The 21,743-nt window shown below is 70.8% G+C and carries 17 protein-coding genes and 1 pseudogene; 7 read left to right on the top strand and 11 right to left on the bottom strand.

What is annotated here, in order from left to right; translation table 11 throughout:
* The 4 genes from WMF11_RS16955 to WMF11_RS16940 all read right to left on the bottom strand — a co-directional run bounded on the left by WMF11_RS16955 (position 1) and on the right by WMF11_RS16940 (position 4,120).
* On the bottom strand, positions 1–411 hold the full coding sequence (locus WMF11_RS16955) for a VOC family protein (protein WP_437978161.1): 411 nt from the start codon (positions 409–411) through the stop codon (positions 1–3).
* Positions 412–504: 93 nt separating this feature from the next.
* Positions 505–2,373 (bottom strand): c-type cytochrome, encoded by a 1,869-nt coding sequence (locus WMF11_RS16950; RefSeq protein WP_437978160.1) that lies wholly within the window; start codon positions 2,371–2,373, stop codon positions 505–507.
* 319 nt (positions 2,374–2,692) lie between these two features.
* Positions 2,693–2,857: a hypothetical protein gene (locus tag WMF11_RS16945; protein ID WP_437979316.1), complete on the bottom strand. Its 165-nt coding sequence runs from the start codon at positions 2,855–2,857 to the stop codon at positions 2,693–2,695.
* Positions 2,858–2,947: 90 nt separating this feature from the next.
* Positions 2,948–4,120, bottom strand: coding sequence for a ferritin-like domain-containing protein (locus WMF11_RS16940; RefSeq protein ID WP_437978159.1), 1,173 nt, complete (start codon positions 4,118–4,120; stop codon positions 2,948–2,950).
* A gap of 163 nt (positions 4,121–4,283) precedes the next feature.
* Here WMF11_RS16940 and WMF11_RS16935 point away from each other — a divergent pair, with 163 nt between their 5' ends.
* Both WMF11_RS16935 and WMF11_RS16930 read left to right on the top strand, forming a co-directional pair.
* The gene (locus WMF11_RS16935; RefSeq protein ID WP_437978158.1) at positions 4,284–6,089 is read left to right on the top strand and encodes a hypothetical protein; all 1,806 of its coding nucleotides are present in this window, start codon (positions 4,284–4,286) and stop codon (positions 6,087–6,089) included.
* Entirely contained in the window at positions 6,086–8,365 is a 2,280-nt protein-coding gene (locus WMF11_RS16930) for a hypothetical protein (RefSeq protein ID WP_437978157.1), read from the top strand. The genes WMF11_RS16935 and WMF11_RS16930 overlap by 4 nt, the downstream gene beginning before the upstream one ends.
* Before the next feature lie 88 nt (positions 8,366–8,453).
* On the opposite strand, the gene WMF11_RS16925 is transcribed toward WMF11_RS16930, so the two are convergent.
* The 3 genes and pseudogenes from WMF11_RS16925 to WMF11_RS16915 all read right to left on the bottom strand — a co-directional run bounded on the left by WMF11_RS16925 (position 8,454) and on the right by WMF11_RS16915 (position 10,708).
* On the bottom strand, positions 8,454–8,921 hold the full coding sequence (locus WMF11_RS16925) for a c-type cytochrome (RefSeq protein WP_437979315.1): 468 nt from the start codon (positions 8,919–8,921) through the stop codon (positions 8,454–8,456).
* Between the two features lie 282 nt (positions 8,922–9,203).
* Positions 9,204–10,094: pseudogene (locus tag WMF11_RS16920) on the bottom strand (TauD/TfdA dioxygenase family protein); the annotation flags it as partial.
* Positions 10,095–10,177: 83 nt separating this feature from the next.
* Positions 10,178–10,708 carry a class I SAM-dependent methyltransferase gene (locus WMF11_RS16915; RefSeq protein ID WP_437978156.1) on the bottom strand — a complete coding sequence of 177 codons (531 nt, stop codon included), beginning with the start codon at positions 10,706–10,708 and terminating at the stop codon, positions 10,178–10,180.
* Positions 10,709–11,167: 459 nt separating this feature from the next.
* Between WMF11_RS16915 and WMF11_RS16910 the strand changes: the two genes are divergently transcribed.
* Positions 11,168–12,349 carry a hypothetical protein gene (locus WMF11_RS16910; RefSeq protein ID WP_437978155.1) on the top strand — a complete coding sequence of 394 codons (1,182 nt, stop codon included), beginning with the start codon at positions 11,168–11,170 and terminating at the stop codon, positions 12,347–12,349.
* Positions 12,350–12,891: 542 nt separating this feature from the next.
* Here WMF11_RS16910 and WMF11_RS16905 read toward each other — a convergent pair.
* From WMF11_RS16905 to WMF11_RS16895, 3 genes are all read right to left on the bottom strand, one after another.
* Positions 12,892–14,481, bottom strand: a complete 1,590-nt coding sequence (locus WMF11_RS16905; RefSeq protein WP_437978154.1) for a hypothetical protein — start codon at positions 14,479–14,481, stop codon at positions 12,892–12,894.
* Positions 14,482–14,749: 268 nt separating this feature from the next.
* The gene (locus WMF11_RS16900; protein WP_437978153.1) at positions 14,750–16,780 is read right to left on the bottom strand and encodes a rhamnogalacturonan lyase; all 2,031 of its coding nucleotides are present in this window, start codon (positions 16,778–16,780) and stop codon (positions 14,750–14,752) included.
* A gap of 122 nt (positions 16,781–16,902) precedes the next feature.
* Entirely contained in the window at positions 16,903–17,097 is a 195-nt protein-coding gene (locus WMF11_RS16895) for a hypothetical protein (RefSeq protein ID WP_437978152.1), read from the bottom strand.
* Between the two features lie 529 nt (positions 17,098–17,626).
* On the opposite strand from WMF11_RS16895, the gene WMF11_RS16890 reads away from it, so the two are divergent.
* From WMF11_RS16890 to WMF11_RS16875, 4 genes are all read left to right on the top strand, one after another.
* Positions 17,627–17,788, top strand: coding sequence for a hypothetical protein (locus tag WMF11_RS16890; RefSeq protein ID WP_437909411.1), 162 nt, complete (start codon positions 17,627–17,629; stop codon positions 17,786–17,788).
* A gap of 10 nt (positions 17,789–17,798) precedes the next feature.
* Positions 17,799–18,740 (top strand): sulfite exporter TauE/SafE family protein, encoded by a 942-nt coding sequence (locus WMF11_RS16885; protein ID WP_437978151.1) that lies wholly within the window; start codon positions 17,799–17,801, stop codon positions 18,738–18,740.
* A gap of 301 nt (positions 18,741–19,041) precedes the next feature.
* Positions 19,042–19,797: an alpha/beta hydrolase gene (locus WMF11_RS16880; RefSeq protein WP_437978150.1), complete on the top strand. Its 756-nt coding sequence runs from the start codon at positions 19,042–19,044 to the stop codon at positions 19,795–19,797.
* 97 nt (positions 19,798–19,894) lie between these two features.
* Entirely contained in the window at positions 19,895–20,266 is a 372-nt protein-coding gene (locus WMF11_RS16875) for a RidA family protein (RefSeq protein ID WP_437909408.1), read from the top strand.
* 27 nt (positions 20,267–20,293) lie between these two features.
* Here the strand turns inward: WMF11_RS16875 and aroA are convergent, their stop codons facing one another.
* A complete protein-coding gene (gene aroA, locus WMF11_RS16870) occupies positions 20,294–21,592 on the bottom strand; it encodes a 3-phosphoshikimate 1-carboxyvinyltransferase (RefSeq protein WP_437909407.1) in 1,299 nt (432 codons plus the stop codon).
* Positions 21,593–21,743 lie beyond the last annotated feature (151 nt).

Here is a 21,743-nt window from a genome sequence, read left to right as displayed (position 1 = left end):
TCAGCCGGGCGTGGCAATCTCGTCGTAACCGCGGCCGCTGAACTGGAGGAGGCAGACGCCGTGGCCGAAGGGATCGGCCAGGCGGAGCATGCGCCCCCACGCCGCCACCTCGATCTCGGCTTCGGGGACCGCACCTGCCTCCTGCGCGCGGCGCGCGGCGGCCTCGAGGTCGTCGACCACGAAATCGAGGTGGACCGGCGTCCAGTGACGCCGGTAGTCGCGCGGGGACGCGCCGGCGGCAGGCTCGCTGCCGGCCGGCTTCACAAGGAGGTAGATGGGCGCCGCCGCGCCGAGGAGCTCGACCCCGGAGGCACCAAAGCGCCGCCCGACGCGCAAGCCGAACGCACGCGTGTAGAACGCGATGGCAGGATCGAGCGCCGGTACATCGATGTTGACGAGCAGGTCGGACATGCGAGGAGTCTAGCTCCTGGGCGCGTCGCCCCCAAGCCAGGGCCCTTCGCGGCCGCGCGAGGGGGCGCTCGGCGCGAACCGGGAGCGCTCGGGTCAGAGCGTCTCGAGGTACGCGACGAGATCGTCGATCTGGGCCGGCGTGAGCGCCGAGGTGACGCCGTGCCGGTCCCCTCCGCCGCACGGGCCGAAGCGGTCGTGGAGCGTCGCGGCGCAGCCGTCGTGCATGTACGGGGCGCGCGCCGCGAGCCCGCGCAGCGAGGGCACCTGGAAGGCCTTGCCCGTGCCCACGTCGACGGTCTCGTTGTTCGTGAGCGTCTCGCCGGAATGGCACGTCGCGCACGCCAGCGTCGGGTCGTTGAAGAGCGCCTCTCCGCGCGCGACGGCGTCCTCGTCCGCCGGCTTCGACCGGGGTAGGGCATTGATCGCGTCGAGCCACGCCGCGAAGGCATCGCGGTACTCGCGGTTCGGAACCGGACGACCCAGCCGCTTCTCGAAGACTTCCGTCATGAAGGCGCTGAAGTCCGCAAGGTTGCCGTCCCAGTTCAGCGGCGCCGTCGCGAGGACGCCGCCTGCGACGGATTGCGTACGGCGCGGTCCGATGGGATTGAAGTTCCACACGCGTCCATCTTCCCGCCCCTCCGGGTGGCAGGACGCGCAGGCGAGGGACAAGTCTCCAGCGCTGCCGCCGTGGAAGAACTGGTGGGCATCGTCGCGCCGGCTCTCACCGGGAAGCTCGAGCGCGCCGAGCCTCTTGCCGCTGAGGGCCGCGAGGCGCACGAAGCGCGGCGGCTCCCGTATCTGCACGATCAGGTTCTTCTCTCCGTCGTAGCCGACCGCGATGGGCTGGCCCACGCCCTTGACACTGAGGATGCGCTGGTCAGGGGCGAGCGAGCAGGTGTCGAGCGCGTCGTGCCACTCCAGCGTCTTCAGCGGCGTCTCGACGATCTCGTGGTCGCCCGCCTGTACGATCGCCACGCTGAGCCCGTCCGGCGATACCGCGATATCCACCGGGAGCCGCCCCATTCCGATGCCACCCACGCCAGGTGTGGGCCGCGTGGGGTTCGACGAATGGGCCTCGCTGGGCAGCGGGCGCATGAGGGTCACCGCCGCATGGATCCAGCCCTGGTGGCAATCGTTCGTGACGTAGCCGCCGTGTACCGTGTTGCTGACGGGCGAGACGACGCCGCGCTGGTGCACCATGGCCACGCCGCCCCCGGGCAGCGGGACCGTCCTCCACGCCACCGCCGGCTCGAACTCGCGCTCGACGCCGCTGAACGTGCTCTGGATGTATGCCGGCGGCGTGAACCGCTCGGCCACGGTCCCGTCCTTCGCGATCACCAGGAGCTCGGAGGACCGGAAGCTGCTCACGAGGAGCGAGTCCCCCTCGACGACCACGTCGCGCAGGTCGCGGTCGAGGCGGAGCTCGCGGACCGGCGGGGCAGCGACGTCCGAGGAGAGCGTCACGAGCTCGCCGCCCGCGCACGCCACGTGGAGCAGGTCTGTCGCGGCGTCATAGGCAATCCCGCGGGGCGCGGGGCAAACGGGCCTGCGGTGGATCTCCGCGGTCGCGAGCTCGATCGTGACCACCGCGCCCCCGCGGCGGAGCGCCACATGAACGGAGCCAGCCGGCCCCTCGGCCACGCGCCCGGGCTCGTCGTCCTTCTCCAGAGGGAGGATGGCGTCCACCTCGAAGGTGACGAGGTCGACGATGGAGATCCTGTCGCGGTCCGGATCCGCAGCAATGGCGCGCGCCTTGTCGGCGGTCACGAGGAGCGTCCCGCCGCTGATCGGGGGAGGCGGCACCGCGGAGAACTTCGGGCCCAGATCTGGCGTCGGGGACTCCGTGGGCGGTGAGTTCTCATACCAGGGGAGTTCGTTATAGCCATCGAGCACCTTGCACCCGGCGATAGCCGCAATCATGGCGACGAGCGTGGTGAGCCCCGCTCCGGATAGATTGTTCATTGCGCCTCCTGCGACCGGCGCGGCGATGCAAGAAGGCTGCCGGGGTCGTGCATCGAGCCTTTGGCGACACCACCTCTCCCCGAAATGAGCGAGATCGCAGCAAACGCACCGAATTCACGGGGCGCGTCCATGCAGCAGGATCACCATCTCCGCCCGAGGCACAGCCTTCCGGGTGCCGGAATCCTGCCGTAAGACGCAAAATGTATACGCTGAAAAGGCCACGTGTTGCGGTCGTTCCACACGCGGCGATCAGGCTGGCGCCTCGTCCATGGTCGCTTCCCGCCCAGTCGCGTCGATCTTGCTTTGCTCGTAGTGGTTGTCACCTGTCGAGCTTCGCGAGCACATCGGTCGCTTCGTAAAGCCTTGCAGCATGGCGGATGGACTGGCGGAACCTCTCGACCGCTCCGGTGTCGCCGGGTCGGACCAGCGCGACGATGTCGTCATCGGTCCGCCGCAGCAGCTCCAGGACGAGCGCGCCGCCGATAGCCCCGGTCGCCCGGTCACGAGATGCGCTTCCTTCATGGCCGAGAGGGAGCGCATCGCGTGGACACGGCGACCGGAAGGGCCCCTCCCCTCAAGCCATCATCGCGCTCTGGGCCGCTTCGTCCGGGCGCCCTGCCAGGAGCAACCTCGACGCCGGCCGCACGATCTCCTCGATCACGCGCGCGGCCGCCTCGCCGCGCGCCGCGGCGCCGAACCGCCCGTGCGCCGCGAGCTGCGCGCCTCCCGCGCTGTCGCCTCCCTCGAGCTCCGCGCGCCCGAGCCCCGCGAACACCTCTTCCACCGCCGCCCGCACCCGCTCGCCGCCCGCGCGGATCGCCCAAGCCACCGTGCCCCACGCGAGCTCCGCGTGCCGCGCCTCGTCCGCGGCGATGATCGCGAGCGCGCTCCGCACCGCCGGGTCCTCCGCTGCGCCGAGCTCCTCGGCGGCGACCACCGCCGCGATGGTCTCGCCGATGCAGCCTTCCTTCGCCGCGCGCGCCGCGATCGACGCGAGATCTGCCTCGACCTCCACCCGCCCGTCGAAGGGAAACGCGCCCGGCGCGATCGCCTCGCCCGCATAGGCGCTCGCGAGGGCGAAGCAGAGGCGCGCGTGGCGGGCCTCGTCGAGCGCGGCGCGGTGCGCCTCCTCCACGAGATCGGCCGGCGCGCCCGCGGCGAGCAGCTCGAGCGCGAAGCGGCCGAACGAGGCCACGGACGCGTGCTCGAAGAGCGCGTCGCGCGTCCACGCCGCGGCCAGCGCCGCCCGCACCTCCGCGGTGAGATGATCGATCCGCGGCGCGGCGGCCTCCGGCGCGCCCCAGCCGGCGTTGCCGCGGGCGCGGACGAACGGCGCTGTCCGCGCCGCCTCCTCGACGAGGTACGGGCGCCCCTCGCACATCGGGATGAAGTACGTCTGATAGCAGCACTGGCCGTCCTGCAAGGCTCCATCGCTCTTGACGCTGTGCGATCCGAAGCCGGACTGATTGAGGATTTCCTGCCCTTCCGACCGCGAGGGGCACGCGACAGGCTCGCTCCCGCCGGCACCTCCGCCGCCCCCGGCACCCCCCTCGCCGCCAGCATCTCCGAGGCTGCTCGCATCGTCCTGCGGCCATGCGAAGCAGGCCACCTTGGACACGGGTTCGGGATCCTCGGGACAGCTGCTGTAGGTATTGGTGCAGCCGGCCGCGCCCGCAGCAGCGGGGAGCGCGAGCAGGGCGAAGAGGCGATGGGCAAGCGTGCGTCGGAAGGTATGTGCGGTGTTCATCGGGGACCTCGTTGATGAAGAGCAGGGCTCGACGCGCTTGCACGACGCATGCCTCCGCGAATCCAGGCCCAATTCGAGCCCTCCGCGCCGGCAGAGTATGGTCGGACGGTCACGGGGGGCGCGCAGCTTTACGCCCTCTCGCGGATAGGGCACGTCCCCTTCCATGGAGGAGCCCCGAACACCGACCGACGCGCAGCCCCCTGCCCCCGAGGCCGAACCGCCGGAGTCGCTCGAGGCGCTCGTGCCGAGGCGCAGGCTCTGGCCGGTCTTCGCGGTGCTCGGCCTCGTGATCGCGGCGGCGGGCCTCCTCGCCTTCCGCTCGATGACGGCGACCGATCCGCTGCGCATCCTCGTGGCCATCGATCTCGACGGGTACTGGTGGGAAGGGTCGCAGCCCGCGGGGAGGCTGGCCGACGAGCTCGGCGAGCACCTCGCGGAGCTCGGGTTCGATCCCGTGAAGGGCGGCGACCCGAAGGTGATGAAGGCGCTCGAGAGCGCCAGGGACCCGAAGGAGGCCGCGAAGGCGCTCGGCGCCGGCTTCATCATCGAGGCGCGCCTCGCGCCCGAGATCGTGGAGCACCCGATCAAGGAGGGTTACTTCGAGCTCCGGGTCGACGCGCCGGTGACGCTCACGTTCCTCGACAAGGGCACGTCGACCGAGCGGCGGATCCGCGGCTACTCCGGGGCGACGAAGAAGGACCGCGCGATGGCGCTGCTCGCGAACTCCATGGCCTCCCAGGCGCTCGACGCGGTGATCGCGCAGCTCATGGACCACCCCTCCGTGCGCGAGATCACGGAGGGATCGGACATCAAGCTGCTGGAGCGGCTGGCGTCGGCGCGCAGGTTCGTGAAGGACCGCGCCGCGAACCTCGACCGGGCCGCCGGCGCGTACGCCGCCCGCGCGAAGGAGATCGAGGCCGAGGAGCAGGGGCGCGTGACCTTCCTGTCGCCCCAGGCGGCGGAGGACCTGCTCGTGGGCACGGCCGAGGGCGGCTATTTCGTCAAGACGGCCGACGTCTCGGTGTTCCACTCGGTGCGGTCCAGGGACCTCGCCCGCAGCGATGCGCTGGAGACGGTCGAGTGGCGGCCGCTCGATCAACCGGCGGTCCCGACGACGGATCCCGGCGCGGTCAAGCCGATGTGGAGGGGTTATCACGTGTACTCGTACCCGTCGTCGCAGCGCGACGGCGACCGGGTCGCGCTGGTGGAGGACTTCATCGGCTGGGCGAAGACGATCACGGTCGTCGACCGATCCGGGCAGAGCAAGCGCGTGCGCGTGGATCCGGAGCACCGCTTCGTCGACCCGAAGCTCGCCCCCGGCGGCAGGTTCGTGGCGGTCTACGATCGCCCGGAGGCGGACGCGCAGGCCGATCTGATGGTGCTCGACACCGACGGCGGCAAGGAGGTGTTCGGCCTCCACACCGAGAATGAGTCGCTCGGCGGGTTCGCGTGGCTCGACGAGACGAGGCTCGCGTTCGTCTACGTGCCCGACGCGTCGGAGGGCGACGCGCCGCACCTCGCGGTGGTCGACGTGGGCAAGCAGCCGCTGTCGATCGAGCGCCCGTTCCGCGCGAAGCCCGGGGAGGACCTGCGCAACCCGGCGGCATCGAGCGACGGGACGAAGATCGTGTGCGTCGTCGACGGCGACGAGCCGGGGATCGCGGTCATCGACACGACGACGTGGCGCCGGAAGGTGTACGCGGCCCCGGGCGGGGCTTCGTGGCCCGCGTTCTCGCCCGACGCCGCGCGCGTCGCGTTCGAGACGCGGGGCGCGGGCGGCACGGACATCGCGGTGCTGGCGCTCTCCACGGGCGAGATCAAGAAGCTGACGGTGGGCTCCGCGACGGAGCGGGTGCCGCGGTTCTCCGCCGACGGGAAGCGCGTGCTGTTCGAGGTGCGGTACCGCGACCCGGTGTTCCCGAAGAAGCGGTCGATCTCGCGCATCGCGAGCGCGGCGGTCGAGCCGTGACCGCGCCCCTCCTCCCTCCGCAGCGCGGAGCCAGCGCCCCGCCGCCGGAAGCCGCCGCCCCGCCGCAGAACACCGGCGCCCCGCCGCAGCCGCAGAACACCGGCGCCCCGCCGCCGGACGCCGCCGCTCCTCCCGGCGAGGAGAGCGCCGCGACCGCGATGTTCTACCGCATGTCGGCCGAGCGCCTCCGCGCGCGCTGCCTGTGGAGCGGCCTCGCGCTCGCGCTGTCGGCCCTGGTGCCGTACGAGGTCGCCTACGGCCACGGGATCTTCGTGTGGAGCGTGCTCCCCGAGCTCGCGCCCGCCGCCCAGGTCGCCGCGCTCGCGCCCGCGATCGCCGGCCTCTGGCTGCTCTTCCTCGGCGCGCGCACCGAGCGGCGCGCGGGCCTGCTCGTCGAGCGGCCGACGTCGCGCGCGATCGCCGTGCTCGCCGCGTTCGTGGCCGTGAACGTCGCCGTGTGGATCGGCCGCCGGAGCTCCGCGTGGGACATGCTGCCGCTGCCGGACAGCCTGGTGACGCGGCCGGCCCCGTTCCTCGCGGTCTTCGCGTTCACCGCGGCGGGCGTTGTGTTGCGCTTCCACGCCCGGGCGCGCAGGGGCGGCAGCGCGCTGCTCGTCGCGTCGCTCGCCGCGGCGCTCGTCTTCTACCTCTGGCCATCGCGCGGCGAGATCCCCGCGCAGACGATCGCGCGCGCGGCCGTGCTCGTCGCGACGCTGCCCGACGCCCGCTTCCAGCTCGGCTACGGCATGGTCCTGCTCTTCGTGCTCGGCCCGCTCGCGATCGCCCTGCTGGGCCTCGCGTACGCGCGCCGCGTCCCCCGGCGCGAGCACCCGGGCCTCGCGATCGCGGCCGTGTGGGCCATGCCCGGCCTCATGCTGCTCTTCGTGTACCGCGCGTTCCTCTCGGGCGGCTGGGGCGTCGAGGCGGGCACCGTCGCCTTCTTCGCGCTCCTGCTCGCCGCGGTCGTGGCGGCGCTCGCCTCCGCGATCGAGGTGCTCGCGCTCGGCGTGATGGTGCCCGAAGCCGAGCTGGAGCCAGGCATCGGGGCCAGCGCGGGCGGCGCCCGGCCGATCGTGGCGGCAGGCGCGGCCGCGGCCTCGGTCGCCGCGCTGCTGGGCGCCCTGCTCGTGCTCGGCCGCCCCGCGCCGAAGGGCGTCGACTGGAGGCTCGGCGCGCCCACGGCCGAATGGGACAGGGTGTACGGCGAGCTCTTGCCGAGCTGGGAGCGCGCGCGCATCGCCCGCGACGCGCACGCGCGCGGCGGACGCGCGCAGGGCACGGGCGCGGAGGCGCAGGTGCTGACCAGGGCGCGCAGCCGCGAGATGCTCGCGGTCGCCAGGGCGCAGCCCGACGGTAAGGACGTCGCCGCGGCACTCGCGACGCTGGCCGCTCAGGTGGACGATCTCGAGCTCTCCGGCCGCGCGTTCGGCCGGCTCGTCGCCGAGGCCAACGACGCGGCGCGACGCGCCGGGCTCGGGTACTACCTCGACGCGGCCGTCAATCTCGGTGTCACGGCCGACGGCGCCACGCGGCGCTTCTACACAACGCCTTACCGGGTCAAGGAGGTCCACGCCTACCGCGTCGGCGGCGACCGCTTCGCGACGCTCCTCGTGGAGCCGATGACGGACGAGCGCCGCGTCCACCTCGGCTTCTCGCGCGACCAGGATCCCTTCGCGCTCGTCCTCGGCTCCGAGGTCCGATCCTATGCCGAGCGGTTCGATCAGGAGGGCGCGACGTGCCACGCGGCGGCGGACGGCGCGGACGGCGCTCGCGCCGGCGCCCTCGCGCGCTGCGACGCCGCGCTCGCGAAGCTGCGCGAGCGCCTGGGCTCCACGCTCGAGCGGGCCGTGCTCGCCGGCACCGAGCGGCACGAGCTCCAGCACCAGATCGACGGCCCTCACCTGCCCCTCTCGCCCGCGGTGACCGAGCTGCTCGCCGGCTTCTCCGACGAGGCGCAGGGCCGCGTGAGCCGCGAGCTCTCCGCGTACATCGCCGAGATGACGGCCGGCGACGCGCCGCCGCAGCTCACGCTCGTGCACCTGTTCCCCTTCGGCGTCGTGGCCCGCGGCGGCGCCGAGCACCGGGTGGCCACGCTCGTCCTCGAGACGCTCTCCGGGAGGAAGCTGCGCTTCGGCGCGCGGCAGGTCGATCCCGAGACGTACGCGCAGGCGTTCGACGAGCAGGTCCGCCGCGGCGACGACGAGCTGCGCGAGGCCGCGCGGCGGGGCTACCGCGAGCACTTCGGGGTAGATCTGCAGGAGCCCGTGCGCGAGTGACCGCCCCTCTCGCCTGGAAGCGCCGGCGCCGCAGCCAGCCCCGCTTGGAAGCGCCGGCGCCGAAGCCAGCCCCGCTCGCCTGCGCGCCTCAGCGCAGGACGCGCGTCTCCCGCGCCGCCGACAGCGCCGCGCCGCCGGCCCACGGCTCCACCCGGTCTCCCAGCGAGGCGCGCACCTTCGCGACCTCGTCCCGCGTGATGGCGGGCGCGCTGTTCCCCCAGCTCGACCGGACGTAGGTGAGCACCAGCGCGACGTCCTCGTCCGACAGCGTGACGCCGAGGTTGGGCATCACGTCGTTGTAGAGCGCGCCGTTCACCTCCATCGGGCCGGCGGCGCCGAGCAGCGTGATCCGGATCGGCGTCTCCTTGTCCTCGAGCAGCCATGACGAGCCGGTGAGGGGCGGATAGCGGCCCGGCTTCCCCTCCCCCCTGGCCTGGTGACAGTTGGCGCACGAGCGATAATAGATCTTGCCGCCTTGGGCGAGGTCCTCGGCCGGGACGCCGGAGGCCGCCACGCCGCCCGTCGGCGTCCGGGCGTCCAGCTTCCGGAGGACCATCCACGGCAGCGCGAGCACGCCGAAGGCCACGATCAGCATGATCACCACGACGTGCGCCGTGCTCTGCGCTCCGTCTCGAGCGTCGTCGCGCTTGCTTGTTGGACCCACGGGGTGCTCCTCCGCCGCAGGTGAAGCGCACACGTCCGCGGCCGTCAAGGATCCCCTGACGCCCGCGGACGCGCTCGGCTCGGCGCGGCTACGCCGTCGCCGTGGCCACGGCGACCGCGGCGCTCTCGCTCCTCGCGGCGGGGGCGCGCGCCGCCTTCTTGCGGGTGACGCTGCCTTGCGGGTGACGCTGCGCCGGCCGTCGATGCTGACGGGCGCGTCCCCGTCCACCGTCACGCGGCGCACCACGCGGACCTGATCGCCGTAGTCGTTGATCGCGTAGTGCTGCGTGGCGCGGTTGTCCCAGACCGCCACGTCGCCCGCGGCCCAGCGCCAGCGCACGGTGTTCTCGAGGCGCGTGACGTGCTCCTGGAGCACCTGGAAGCGGTGCGTCGAGTCGTGGGACGAGACGCCGAGCAGCCGCTTGACGAAGTGGCCGAGCACGAGCGACCGCTCCCCGGTCTCCGGGTGGACGCGCACGACGGGGTGCTCGGTCTCGTACACGGTCGACGTGAACACCTCCTGATAGCGCCGCACGTCGTCCGCCGACGAGTTCGGCTTCCGCGCCTGGTAGTCGTACTCGTTGCTGTGGACCGCCCACAGCGTGTCCGCGAGCGCGCGCAGCGCGGGCGGCAGATCCTGGTATGCGGCGACCGTGTTGGCCCAGACGGTATCGCCACCGTACGCCGGGATCACGAGCGCCCGGAGGATCGAGGCCCTCGGGTAGGCGTCCACGAACGTGACGTCGGTGTGCCAGGAGTTCGCGCGCCCGCCCTCCCGCGAGTCGAGCTCATGGATGGTTTCGGTGCCATTGACCACGGGCACCGTCGGGTGCGCGACGGGCTTGGCGCCGAACAGCGTTGTGAGCGCCTCCTGCGAGCCGTCGTCGAGGTGGTGCTGACCCCTGAAGAAGATGACCTTGTATCGCAGCCAAGCTTTCCGGATCTCGCTCACGGTGGCGGCGTCGAGATCGCCGCTGAGGCGCACGCCGCGCACCTCCGCGCCGATCCGGCCAGCGACGGGGACGATCTCGAGGACGTTGTTGCTCTGGTTCTGTGGTGCGCTCATGCGGAATTCTCCTCGTGGCAGAGAAAGCGAAAAGGGTGCTGGGATGGCGTCGCGGTGTGGTGGTCGGCTATCGACCTGTCGGCTCAGTGCGACGCCGGTTTGTGTGCGATGGCGAAGAGGCGCCCATCCCGGGACTCCGGATAACGCGCGTAGGGCTCACGCGAGAGCACCTCCCGCTTGATGGCCTGCAGGCGGTTCGGGTGATCCTTCGCGCCCGTGGTGAGCCCGATCCGGCCCCCCGGCTTGAGCAGGCGGTGGCTCTGCCGCAGCGACTCGGTCTTCTCGGGGAGCCAGTGGAAGACGGCGTTGAGGTACACGACATCGAAGCTGCCGGAGGGGAGCCCGTCGAGCGCGTACGCGTTGCCGACCTGGAAGGAGAGGTTCGCCTTCGCCTTCTGCTGGGCGATCTGCACGCGCAGCGGCAGCGGGTCGATCCCCAGCACCTTCCCGGTCGGCCCGACGAGGCCCGCCACGTGCTCTGCGAGCAGCCCGGTGCCGCTGCCGACGTCGAGCACGACCACCGCGGGCCCGGGCGGCGCACCGCCGAGCGCCCTCCGTGCCGAGTCGCTGCTCCGACGCGCGTCGTCGTCGGCGTCGGCGGCGGCGTATCGCACGCGCCGTGCCAGGCATTTCCACGCGCTTCGGCCGGACTTCGCGCGCCAGGTGCTGCGTCACGAGCACGCGGTCAGCAGCGCCTGCTGCCGAGGCCGGCCCGCCGCGACCTCGCGAGCATGGCGCCGGAGCGGCGCAAGAGCGCGGCGGACAGGCCATGCCGGGTGTCCAAGCCGTGAACGATCCGGCGCTGGACGCGCGGTGTACAGCAAGAGTGGACCATTCGATAGGTTCACTTTCTTCAGAGGGCGCCCTGCCCTCATCGGGCTCTGTCGGTTCCACCGCTCCTGTCCGCCCGATCGTCGATTGATCGACGTTCACATCCCTGCAAAGGCGGACGACCGGTGACCGGATGAAGCGCGCGACGCGGGGCGATGCGCGATGCGGCATGGCGAAGGCGCGACTCCGCGCTCCCAAGCGCTCCTCTCCTGTGGCAAACTGCGCGCATGCTTTTTCATGTCGTGAGGAACGGTTCACTCGTCGGCGCGCTGCTGCTCGCGGCGGGATGCAGCTCGGGCGGCGGGCAGGCGCAGCCCCAGGGCGAAGGGGGGTCGGGCGCCACGGTGGGCAGCGGCGGATCGGGCGCGCAAACGAGCGGCGCAGGCGGCGCGGGTGGCGCCGGCGGCACGGGCTGCGCGGAGTTCGCGATGCCAACCGACGTGGACTGCGCTGCGCCGCTCGACGGCGTGCTGCCGGTGAACCTGCGCTGTACGGGGCTCTACGGGAACTTCGATCAGCGCGAGCCCGCATGCGGTGTGCTCGAGTACAAGCCTGCCGTGGAGCTCTGGAGCGACGGGGCCAAGAAGCGGCGCTTCGTGTCGATTCCGAAAGGGCAGCAGGTGGACACGAGCAATCCGGACGCGTTCATCTACCCCGAGGGGACGCAGTTCTGGAAGGAGTTCAGCGTGACGGGCGCGGGCGGCGCGCAGCGGCTCGCGGAGACTCGCCTCCTGCGCAAGACGGCCGCCGGCTGGGTCTACACGAGCTATGTGTGGTCCGAGGACGAGAAGCAGGCGATCCAGATGCAGAACGACTTCGGCGTGACCGATCTCTACGGCACTGGCCACACGGTGCCGAACCGCGATCAGTGCCAGGAGTGCCACGTCGGACGCGCCGATTACGTCCTCGGCTGGGACGCGCTGATGCTCGGCGCTGGCGCCCAGGGGCTCTCGGCCGAGACGCTGGTCGAGCTCGGTGTGATCGCGGACGCGAGCAACCTCGCCCTCACGATTCCTGGCAACGAGGTGGAGCGCCAGGCGCTCGGCTACCTGCACGCCAACTGCGGCGTGAGCTGTCACAATGACCTGCCCGAGGCGGCGGCTCACGATACGGGCCTGTACCTGCGGCTCGAGGCGAGCGAGCTCGGCGACGTGATGGCCACGGACGCCGCCCGGACGGGCATCAACAAGCGCCCCGCGGAGAACGCGAAGTACGAGGGCCTCACGAACCCCGACCCCGCCAACTGGTATGACATCCGGCCGGGGGACCCGTCGCGCAGCTTGCTTGTCGCCCGCCAGGTGCTCCGCGGCTTCGAAGGGCAGATGCCGCGCATCGGGACGCACAAGGTCGACGAGACGGGCGTCGAGGTGGTCTCGCGCTGGATCCAGGAGATGAAGGAGACCTACCCTCCGCCTGGACCCTAAAGCGACAAACGGGTTGAAGCCGCACGCAAACAGCGAGAAGTTGAGACGCCAAGAGACGCCAGAAGACGCCAAGATTTATTGTTTTCTTGGCGTCGCTTGGCGTCTTCTGGCGTCCTGGCGTCTCATTTCTCAAATTTCCAAGCTGATCGGTGTGTTAGTACGGCCTCGCGCAGGTCCACCTCCGGTTGCGTGCAAGGTAGTGCCGAGCTGTCCGCCCCAGGGCGCCTCACAGGCGGCAACCAAGCTCGTTCGGTGACGCTCAAGGCACGAAGCCCGCGCCCCCACCATCGGTCACCCACGTAAACGTAAGCGTAAACGTTAGGATGTAGGAGAACGCGGCGCGATGCGTGGTTGACGCCTATGCCACGGGGAGAGCAACGGGATCGATGTGCGGGATGCCAGAAGGGAGGCGGAGCGCCCCGGGCATGCTCTGACGCCTCGGGGTGCGGTGCGGGGCGGAGGGCGCTGATGTCGCCCCCCGATCCCCGAATGTCGTGAGGCCGGCAGCTCGGATTCCCGCCGGCCTCAAGCGTTCGCCAGGATCAGGTCGGTCCCGGGGCGCCGTCCGTGATCCATTTGCGCAAGATCTCGAGCTGCGCCGGGCTGACCGTCGGCCCCCCCGTGCTGGGCGGCATCACGCCCGAGATGCACTGCGCCGTGGAGGACTGCTGGCAACCCGCGGCTTCCGCCTTGCCGGCGGCCTTGAGGTAGAGCCAGCTGTGGTCGGGGTCGCCCGGGACGACGAGCTTGAACTGGCCGCCGCCGCGGGAGGCCACGTTGACCAGACCGTCGACGATCTCCTTGGAGCTGAGGCGGCCACCGAGCGACAGCCCCGCGTTGGGGCCCGACTCGGCGTGGCAGCCGCTGCACAGGTTCGTCGCGCTCTCGAAGATGGGCCGCACCTTCTCGTGGAAGTATCCGGACTCGTCCGGCAAAGGCGCATTGGGATCCCTGACATCCTCGGGGTCCAGGTTCTCCTTGATGATCTTGATCTCGGTATCCATCTCGCGGCACTGCGCGACGAGATCATCCTTCAGCTTCTGATCCGTCGGCAACAACCCCTTGGCGCGCCGGTACTTCTCCCACACGTTGTCGATCCAGCCGTGGAGCTTCCAGAACATGTAGTTGTCGATGTTCGCGTTGGTGTTGTTCACACCGTGCGTCGTGTTGCCCGGCCGCGCCCACTTGGCGTGCAGAACGAAGTGGAGGCCCACCCACGGCATGTTGGTCGCCCCCGCCAGCTTCTGCCCCACGTTGCACTGAAGCCAGAAGCCGAGCTCGCCTTCGTCCTTGAACCTCGCGAGGTTCTCGGGCTTGTCGATCTCATCGCCGATCTTCCCGGCTTCGAGGGCGGCCGAGTCCCAGTTCTTCCACGCGGAGCGCCACTGGGGCGGCACATCTTCCGCCTTGGTCGGGAACTTGGTGAAGCCCGTGAACTGCTCTTTATGATTGGGCCAGAGCTGCTGCAGCGCCTGGATCATGTGGCGGTGGAACACGAGGAACTGATAGCCGTCACCGGCGGACTGACAGTTCTGATCTTGCGGGACCAGCTGCTTGAATTTGCAGATGCCCACCTTGCTCCCGGCGCCCCCGAAGTTGCAGGCGCGGATCGCGTGCCACTCGACGTGAGCGTCCTGCCACCGGTTTTCATACATCCAGTCCAGGACCTGGGGCTGCACCGTCGTATCGACGATGTCCGGGCTGTTGTTGCCGGGCGGAAAGAACTCCGCCGGGCCGTCCTTCATGTTGGGATCCGAGTCGCTCGGGTGCGGCATGTACCCGCTCACGCAGTGGTCGTACGCAGGATGGTCGTCCGGACCGCCGCCGACACCGGCGCCTCCGGTGCCCGCACCCGAGCCCGAGCCCGAATCCGCGCCCGTGCTCGCCTGCGAGCCCGCGCCGGTGCCCGCGCCAGAGCCTGAGTTCACGCTCGATTGCGAGCCCGCGCCGCCCGTCCCGCCCGTCGCGTCGGGTCCTCCCGCGCCGCCCTCCGACGCGCCGCTCAACGAGTTGCCATCGTCGCCGGCGCACGCGCTGAGCAACAACGCGGCCAGCGCGGCGAGCGTGGCCAGGCCCCGCCGGGATGAACGGGTGTCGGTCGCAGAACCCTGGTGCAGGTCGATAAATCGCATGTCGCTCTCTCAGGCTCTCAGGCCGTTAGGCTCAGTCCGTCAGGCGCAACCCGCCTCACCTCGGGCAGGTAACACCACTCTACCAGCGGCACGCGAACTTCGTCAACGGTGTTAACGAATGTACTGTACTCGTGTATTTATAAACCTTGTGAACGCTCACAGGCAGTCTGTGCAGTGAGGGCGGCCCTTTCGACGCGTGGTGACTCGATAGCCGGGCCGTCGGCTTCAGATGTCGAGTCGAGCGAGGCGACGTGCTAGCGCCGGTGTCTCAGCGGACGTGGATATCCGGCTTCGGCGCCGCGGCCATCCCCTCCCCGATATGGAAGCTCGGGTGAGGCGGCTGGTTGTAGGCGCCGTTTTGCCACGAGATGGCAACGCGGTACTGCGGATCGTGCATCAAGGTGTAGATCCGGTTCGTCGCGACCTGGTTCGTGGTGAAGATACGTATGGAATCGCCGCAGCGGAAGATCACCTCTTCACGCCAGTCGCCCAGGATGTCGGCGCTGAGCGTCGGCGAGCTCTTCGTACCGTTGTTCGAGGTACACCCCGCGGCCGTGAAGTTCCCCCCTTGGCCGTCCGCCTGGCGGATGCCGTTGCCGTCGAGGAGCTCCCGGCTCAGGTCCGCGTCCCACCAGATGAGGAAGTTGCTCGACGCAGGGCGGCTCCCGACGCGATCGCCGTCCGAGCCGCGCAGCAGCTCGCTGTTGTTGACCCACGCCTCGCTGCCGGGGCTGCGCGGGTCGACATCCGCCGCCACGCCCCGGCCAGGGCCCTCCTCGCCGCCGTTGCCTGGCCCCTTCCATACGACCTCGCACGTCCGGGCGTCGCGCATGGCGTAGGCGGGCGACTCGCCGCCCTCGTACGGCTGGAACACCTCGAGGCCAGGGCGCGACGGGATGTGATCCGTGACGTGCAGCGCGTCGCCGTGAGCGTAGTAGTCCACCGCGCAGAGGCCCTTGCCGTCGTCGTCGAACGTGGCGCCGCCGTTGATGATCTCCTGCTGCGGGTCGTCGTCCACGTTCGCGACGCTGATGGAGTGGCAGCCCTTGCCGCCGAACGCCTCGTTGGCGCGGCTCGAGCTGGAGTCGAACGTCCAGAGGTTCGAGAGCGCGCCGTCGCGGTAGTTCCAGGCCGAGAGCGTCGTGCGCGCGTAGTATCCGCGCCCGAACACAACGCTCGGGCGCCCCGTGTCGTCGAGGAACGCGATGGTGCCGACGAAGCGGTCGACGCGGTTGCCGTAGCACTCGTTGTTGCCCCAGCTGCACACGTCGCCGCGCCCGACCTTGAACTCGGTCGTGGCGAGCTCTGCGCCGGTGTCTCCGGCGAACACGGTGAGGTACTCCGGGCCGGTGAGGATATAGCCGTCGTTGTTGCGGTAATCCTTGGAATCGTCATCGCCGGCCGCGGGCCCCTTGCTGAGGTACTCGCCCCTGCCATCGCGCGTCCCCGGCGCCGTCTTGACGGCCACCTCCGCCTTCCCGTCGCCGTCGAGATCGTACACGAGGAACGGCGAGTAGTGCGCTCCGGCCCGGATGTTCACGCCGAGATCGATGCGCCAGAGCCGTTTGCCGTCGAGCGAGTACGCGTCGAGGTAGGTCTTGCCGGTGCGGCCGGCCTTCGAGTTGTCCTGGAGGTTCGACGGATCCCACTTGAGGATGATCTCGTAACGCCCGTCGCCGTCCACGTCTCCCACGCTGCCATCGCCGCTCGAGTACGTGTAGCCGTCCCCTGCGGGCGGCGGCGTCGTCGGGATGGACAGGGCTCCATCCTTCCACACGGTCGCGAACTCCGACTCGCCCTGCTCGACGCCGCCGATGACGGGGCGCACGGTGTAGACCGAGCTCGGAGAGCCGTCGCGGTCCACGAGGTTCGTGGAGTCCGCGAGCGGCGCGGCGTTGACCTTGGCGCCGTCGCGGTAGACGTTGAACGCGATGTCGTCGGGGTCGTAGCCGAACAGGCGAAAGCCCACGTACGTGCCGCCGTCCGTGGGCACGGCCACGACACCGCGGTCGAGGTCTTCCATCTGCGCGAACCCCGTCGGCTCGCCCGCGCCCGTGCCCGCGCCGCCGCTGCCGGTCGCGACGCTGGTCCCGGCGGTGCCGCTGCCGGACGCGGCGTTGGTCCCGGCGCCGCCGCTGCCGGACGCAGCGCTGGTGCCCGCGCCGCTGCCGCTGGACGCCGCGCCGGTCGCGCCGCCGCCCGTCCCGGCGCCCTCCCCGCCGGCCCCGTCCGAGCCGGTTCCGGGTTCACCGCTCGATCCGCATGCCAGGTGAGCGGAAGCGAGCGAAAAGCAAATCAAGAAAACAGGTCGTCTCATGCATACCTCGCGCGGCCCCTCATCGTCCGGTCGGCGCCGTGCCTCCCGGCCGTGAGCGGAATGGTGGCCTCGTTTCTCACCCAGGTTGTGAGAGCAGGGCGAAGTCAGTCATGAGAATTGCACGGGACGCACGATTTCTCGGGCATTGAAATTTTACCGCCACGCACCTGAGGACAATAACGCCGCACCGAGCGATGCCCGAGCAGCGCCTCGATCACCTCGTTCCACTGCGCGAAGCGGGGCGCCGGTCCCTCGCCGCCGTGCCGCTCGCCGAAATGCGCCACGCCGCGATCACTCATCGGTCTGCTCCTTGCCATCCCTGCAATCGATCGTCTCTCGCAGCGCGGGACGGGCTCCCCTGCCGCGATGCCAGGCTGTTCCCTGCGCGCCTCGGCGCCGCGCTCGCACAGCGCGACGATCCGTGGAGGCGCGCCAGCCGAACGCATCCATTATAACGGATTTTATCTCCGCCATGAAGGATAGAACCGCGCTGCTCGCCGGGTGAGCGGACCCCCTCTCAAGAAAATAAGTCGTCTCATGATACCTCGCGCGGTCCCTCATCGTCCGGGCGGCGGCTCGCCTCCCGGCCGTGAGGGGCAAAGTCCGTCGCATGAATCGCACGGGCCGCACGATTTCTCGGGGCGTTGGAGAGTTGCCACCCCGCACCGCACCTCCGCCAGGACAACGGGCTCGACTGGCCCGAGCCGGTCAGGGCAGCAGGTGCTCGCAGTCGAACCAGCTCACCGCGAGAACCGTTGCCGGGGTGGCTCTCGCTGCGGCCTTGACGTTCTCGCACCGGAGCCCAAGCCAACCCCCGAGCTGCCCGCCATGAGCCCCGTCGTGTATGCGACCCTCTGCGTCCTCGTGCCCCTCGCCTGGGGGGTGATGGTCGTCTGGGTCTCGAACCGCGTCGAGGCCATCGTGGCGCGGCGGAGGGCGCACGCCGGCAAGGCGGACCCGCCGCTCCCGCCCACTGAGTACCATATCTGAGCGGGGCGCCATGCTCGAGATCAGCCTTCATGCTGGCGTGGGACACCCCGTCTCGCTGGTGATGCTGGCGCTGATCGGGCTCTTCATCGGCTACATCGCGGGGATGTTCGGCGTGGGCGGAGGCTTTCTGCTCACGCCGGTGCTGATCGCGATCGTGGGCGTGCCCGCGCCGGTCGCGGTCGGCTCGGCGCTCTGCCAGAAGTGCGGCACCTCGATCGCGTCCTTCCTGAAGTACCGCCACCTCGGGCGCGGCGAGCCTCGCATCGATCTCGTGATGCTCGGCGGCAGCCTGATCGGCGTGGACGCCGGGACGCGCCTGCTCGCCCACCTCTCCGAGCGCGGGAGGTGGGTGGTGCTCGGCCGCCCCGTCCCGGCGGTGACGCTCGTACTGGACCTGGTCTTCATCGTGCTGCTCTCGCTCACGACCGTCTACGTCGCGCGCGACGCGATCCGGGCGCGCGGGCGCGAGGCGCCCCGGGGCGACGTGACCATCCCGGGGCCGCTGGTGACCCGGATCCGGATCCCGCCGTTCATCGATCTCCCGGGCGTGGGACTCGAGCGGGTTTCGGTCCCGATGATGGCTTACCTCGGCTTCGTGCTGGGCGCGGCCTCGGGGCTCATGGGCATCGGCGGCGGCGTCCTCTTCATGCCGATCATGCTCTACGGCTTCGGGCTCTCGGTGCGCAACGCCGCAGGCACGGGCGTGCTGCTCCTCTTCGTGACCGTCGCCGTGGGCACGTTCGAGCAAGCGCTCCATGGCTTCGTCTCGCTCCGCCTCGCCCTGGCCCTGCTCGTCGGCTCCTCCGTCGGCTCCCAGCTCGGCGCGCTCACCACCAACGTCCTCCCGAACCGGATCCTCCGCCTCCTCTTCGCCGTGCTCGTCGCCGCGACCGTCGTCATGATCGCGGTGGACCTGGGTCATCTCCTGATCGGCCACCAGGGGGGCCGCTGATCCAGCTGGCCCGCGCATCCGCCGCGCGGCGCGCGCTGGCGACCGATGTACGCCGTCACGAGCAACAGCCCGGCTGACATCGCCAGCGAGAGCGCCTTCTGGCAGCCCCATGCCGATCTGCCCCTCTCTCCGAGGCGCCTCCTCGTCGCCGTCGTGGCAAGCGCGGAGGAGGCAGAGAGGGCAATGAACAGATGAGCCCGCTCACCCTCTGTTTTACGGGCCGTGATCTCCGCACAGCTCGCCCTGCTCTCTGCGCGGCGCCCCGCTTGCCGTCGGCCGGTCCTGGCACCAAGCCAGTCGTATGAAGTTCTCCGTTCTCGCTCTGGCCGGCCTCGGCGTCGCCATGCTCACGACGGCGTGTAGCAAGGAGGACCGAGCCCTCGCGGAGGAGCGCCCGGCGCAGCCCGCGAGGGTCGAGCGGCAGCCCGTCGAGCCGCCGCTCACGGCGACCGAGGTGCCCGTGCCAGGCGACTTGCCGGCGTTCGTCGTCACCGGGCCGCTCGGCGCGTGTCCACGAATGGTGTTCCTTCACGGCATGTGCGGGCACGGGCTGGGCTACGTGCAGGCCTTCACGAGGACGGCGCGGGAGCACGGCGGTGTGCTCGGGCTCCAGGGCGACGTGCCTTGCGGCGCCGACCGGGTGTTCAGCAAGTACTCGCCCGACGCCGAGGAGCAGGACGGCCGCATCCGGAGCGCGCTGGCGGCGTGCGGCGGCGAGGCGGAGGACCTCGTGATCATCGGTTACTCGCAGGGCGCCTATATCGCGGAGCGGCTCGCGGAGCGGTGGCCGGAGCGGTACTCGCGGCTGGTGCTGCTCGGCGCGCCCACGACGCCCTCGGCCGCGCGCCTCCGGGACATCCGGGGAGCGGTGATGATCAGCGGCGAGCTCGACGCCACGTACCGCATGAAGGAGGGCGCGAGCGGGCTCCTCGCCGCCAAGATACCGGCCGTCTACCGGGAGATGCCCGGCGCGCACCACGGAGCGCTGCCGGACGCCGAGCGGGTGATGGACGAGGCGCTCGACTGGCTCGACGAGAACGCGCGGCCCCGCCTCTGACATGGGACCCGGCGCGCGTGTGTTATGGATCTCGCGCAGCTGGTCGAGCGCGCGCCCTCCGAGGTGCCGCGGGACGTGGCAGGCAAGGAGAGCAGCCGTGGAGCGAAAGAACTATCCTGCGCTGGGTGATCCGGTGGGTCCGTACGTTCATGCCGTCGAGCACCACGGCTTTCTGTTCCTTTCAGGGCTGACGGCCTTCGGCTCGCCCGCTCAGAAGGGCAGTGTGTCCGAGCAGGCCGAGGCGATCTTCTCCCAGATCGCGAGCATCGCGCGCGCCGAACGGGTCGGCCTGGACGCGATAGCCAAGGTGACGATCTTCGTCACGAGCCTCGACGATATCGGGGCGCTGCGAGAGACCCTGTTACGAATCTATGGCACCGCGCTGCCGGCGAGCTCCCTGGTCCGTGTCGCCGGGCTCTTCTCCCCTGATCTGAAGATCGAGGTGGAGGCCGTGCTCGCCGTCTCTTGAGCGCCCGACCGGCGGCGCGGGCCGGGATCACACGGCGGGCGCCGCGCCTTCTGCGCGGGAGCACGCATCGACGTCCTCCCAGAACGTCGGGTACGTCTTCGCGACGCAGGCCGGATCCTCGATGGTGATCCCCGGCCGGCACAGCCCCAGGATCGCGAAGCTCATCGCCATGCGGTGGTCGCTGTAGCTGCGCACGAGCGCGGGCGTCAGCGGCCGAGGCTCGATACGGAGCCAGTCGTCGCCGTGGGTCACCTCCTGGCCCAGGCGGCGGAGCTCCGCGACCGTGGCGGCGAGGCGGTCGGTCTCCTTGATCCGGATGTTCGCCACATTCCGGATCGTCGTCGGCCCCTCGAGGAGCGGAGCGATCGCGGCCAGCGTCATCACGGTGTCCGAGATGTGGTGCATGTCGACGTCGATGCCGCGCAGGCGCCCATCGCTGCGCACGGTGGTGGCGTCGGCTTGCCGGCTCACGCGCGCGCCTGCCTGCTCCAGGAGCTCGACGAACCGGTAGTCTCCCTGCAACGCCCCCTCGGCAAGACCGGGCACGGTGATGGCGCCGCCCGCGGCCGCGGCGAGCGCGAACGGATAGCTCGCGGACGACGCGTCGGGCTCGATCGGGTACGCCCGCGGGCGGTACCCCGCGGCGGGATGGACCGTGAACCCGCCCGCGGCCTCGTCGATGCGACCTCCGAAATCCGCGACCATGCGCCGCGTGATCTCGACGTAGGGGCGACTGACCAGCTCGCCGGCGACGCGCAGGTCGATGGCCGCGTCGGCGAAGGGGCCTGCCATCATCACCGCCGAGAAGTACTGGCTGGAGCGATCGCCGCGCATCGTCATCGTGCCGCCCTTCAGCCGGCCGCCCCGGATCCTGAGCGGCGGGCACCCGGTCGCGCACTCCACGTCCGCCCCGAGCTGCCTCAGGCCGTCGACCAGATCGGCGATCGGCCGCTTCGCCATGTGCTCATCGCCGACCAGCACCACCTCGCCCGGCACGAGGCACGCGAGCGCCGCGAGGAACCGCACCGTGGTGCCGCTGTTCCCGATGAACAGCTCGCGCCCCGGCGCGCGCAGCCGGCCCCGCCCCCCCTTCACCACCAGCGTGTGCGGCCCGGCGTCCTCGATCCCGATCCCCAGCGCTTCCAGCGCGGACCGCATGTGCCGCGTGTCGTCGCTATGGAGCACCCCCTCCAGCGTGCTCTCGCCGTCGGCGAGCGCAGCCAGCACGAGCGCGCGGTTCGTGATGCTCTTCGAGCCAGGGACCCGCCAGATCCGATCCGGCGGCGAGGACAGCGGGGTGATGGGCAGAGGACCGGCAGGGATCATGGGGGCGGCGGACTATAGCGGGGCGCAGATTCGTGCGCCACGGGCTCATCGCCTCGCGCGACGGAGCCCGGATCACACGAATTGTCGCGCCGCCGCGCCTCACTGCGGCGCGTACGCCTTGAACTCGCCGCTCGCGTGCAGCAGCGCCATG

The organism is Sorangium sp. So ce295, assembly GCF_051527405.1.
Lineage (GTDB): Bacteria > Myxococcota_A > Polyangia > Polyangiales > Polyangiaceae > Sorangium > Sorangium cellulosum_B.
Note: the sequence above shows the minus strand (reverse complement) of the source record. Positions and strands in the feature narration are given on the sequence as shown.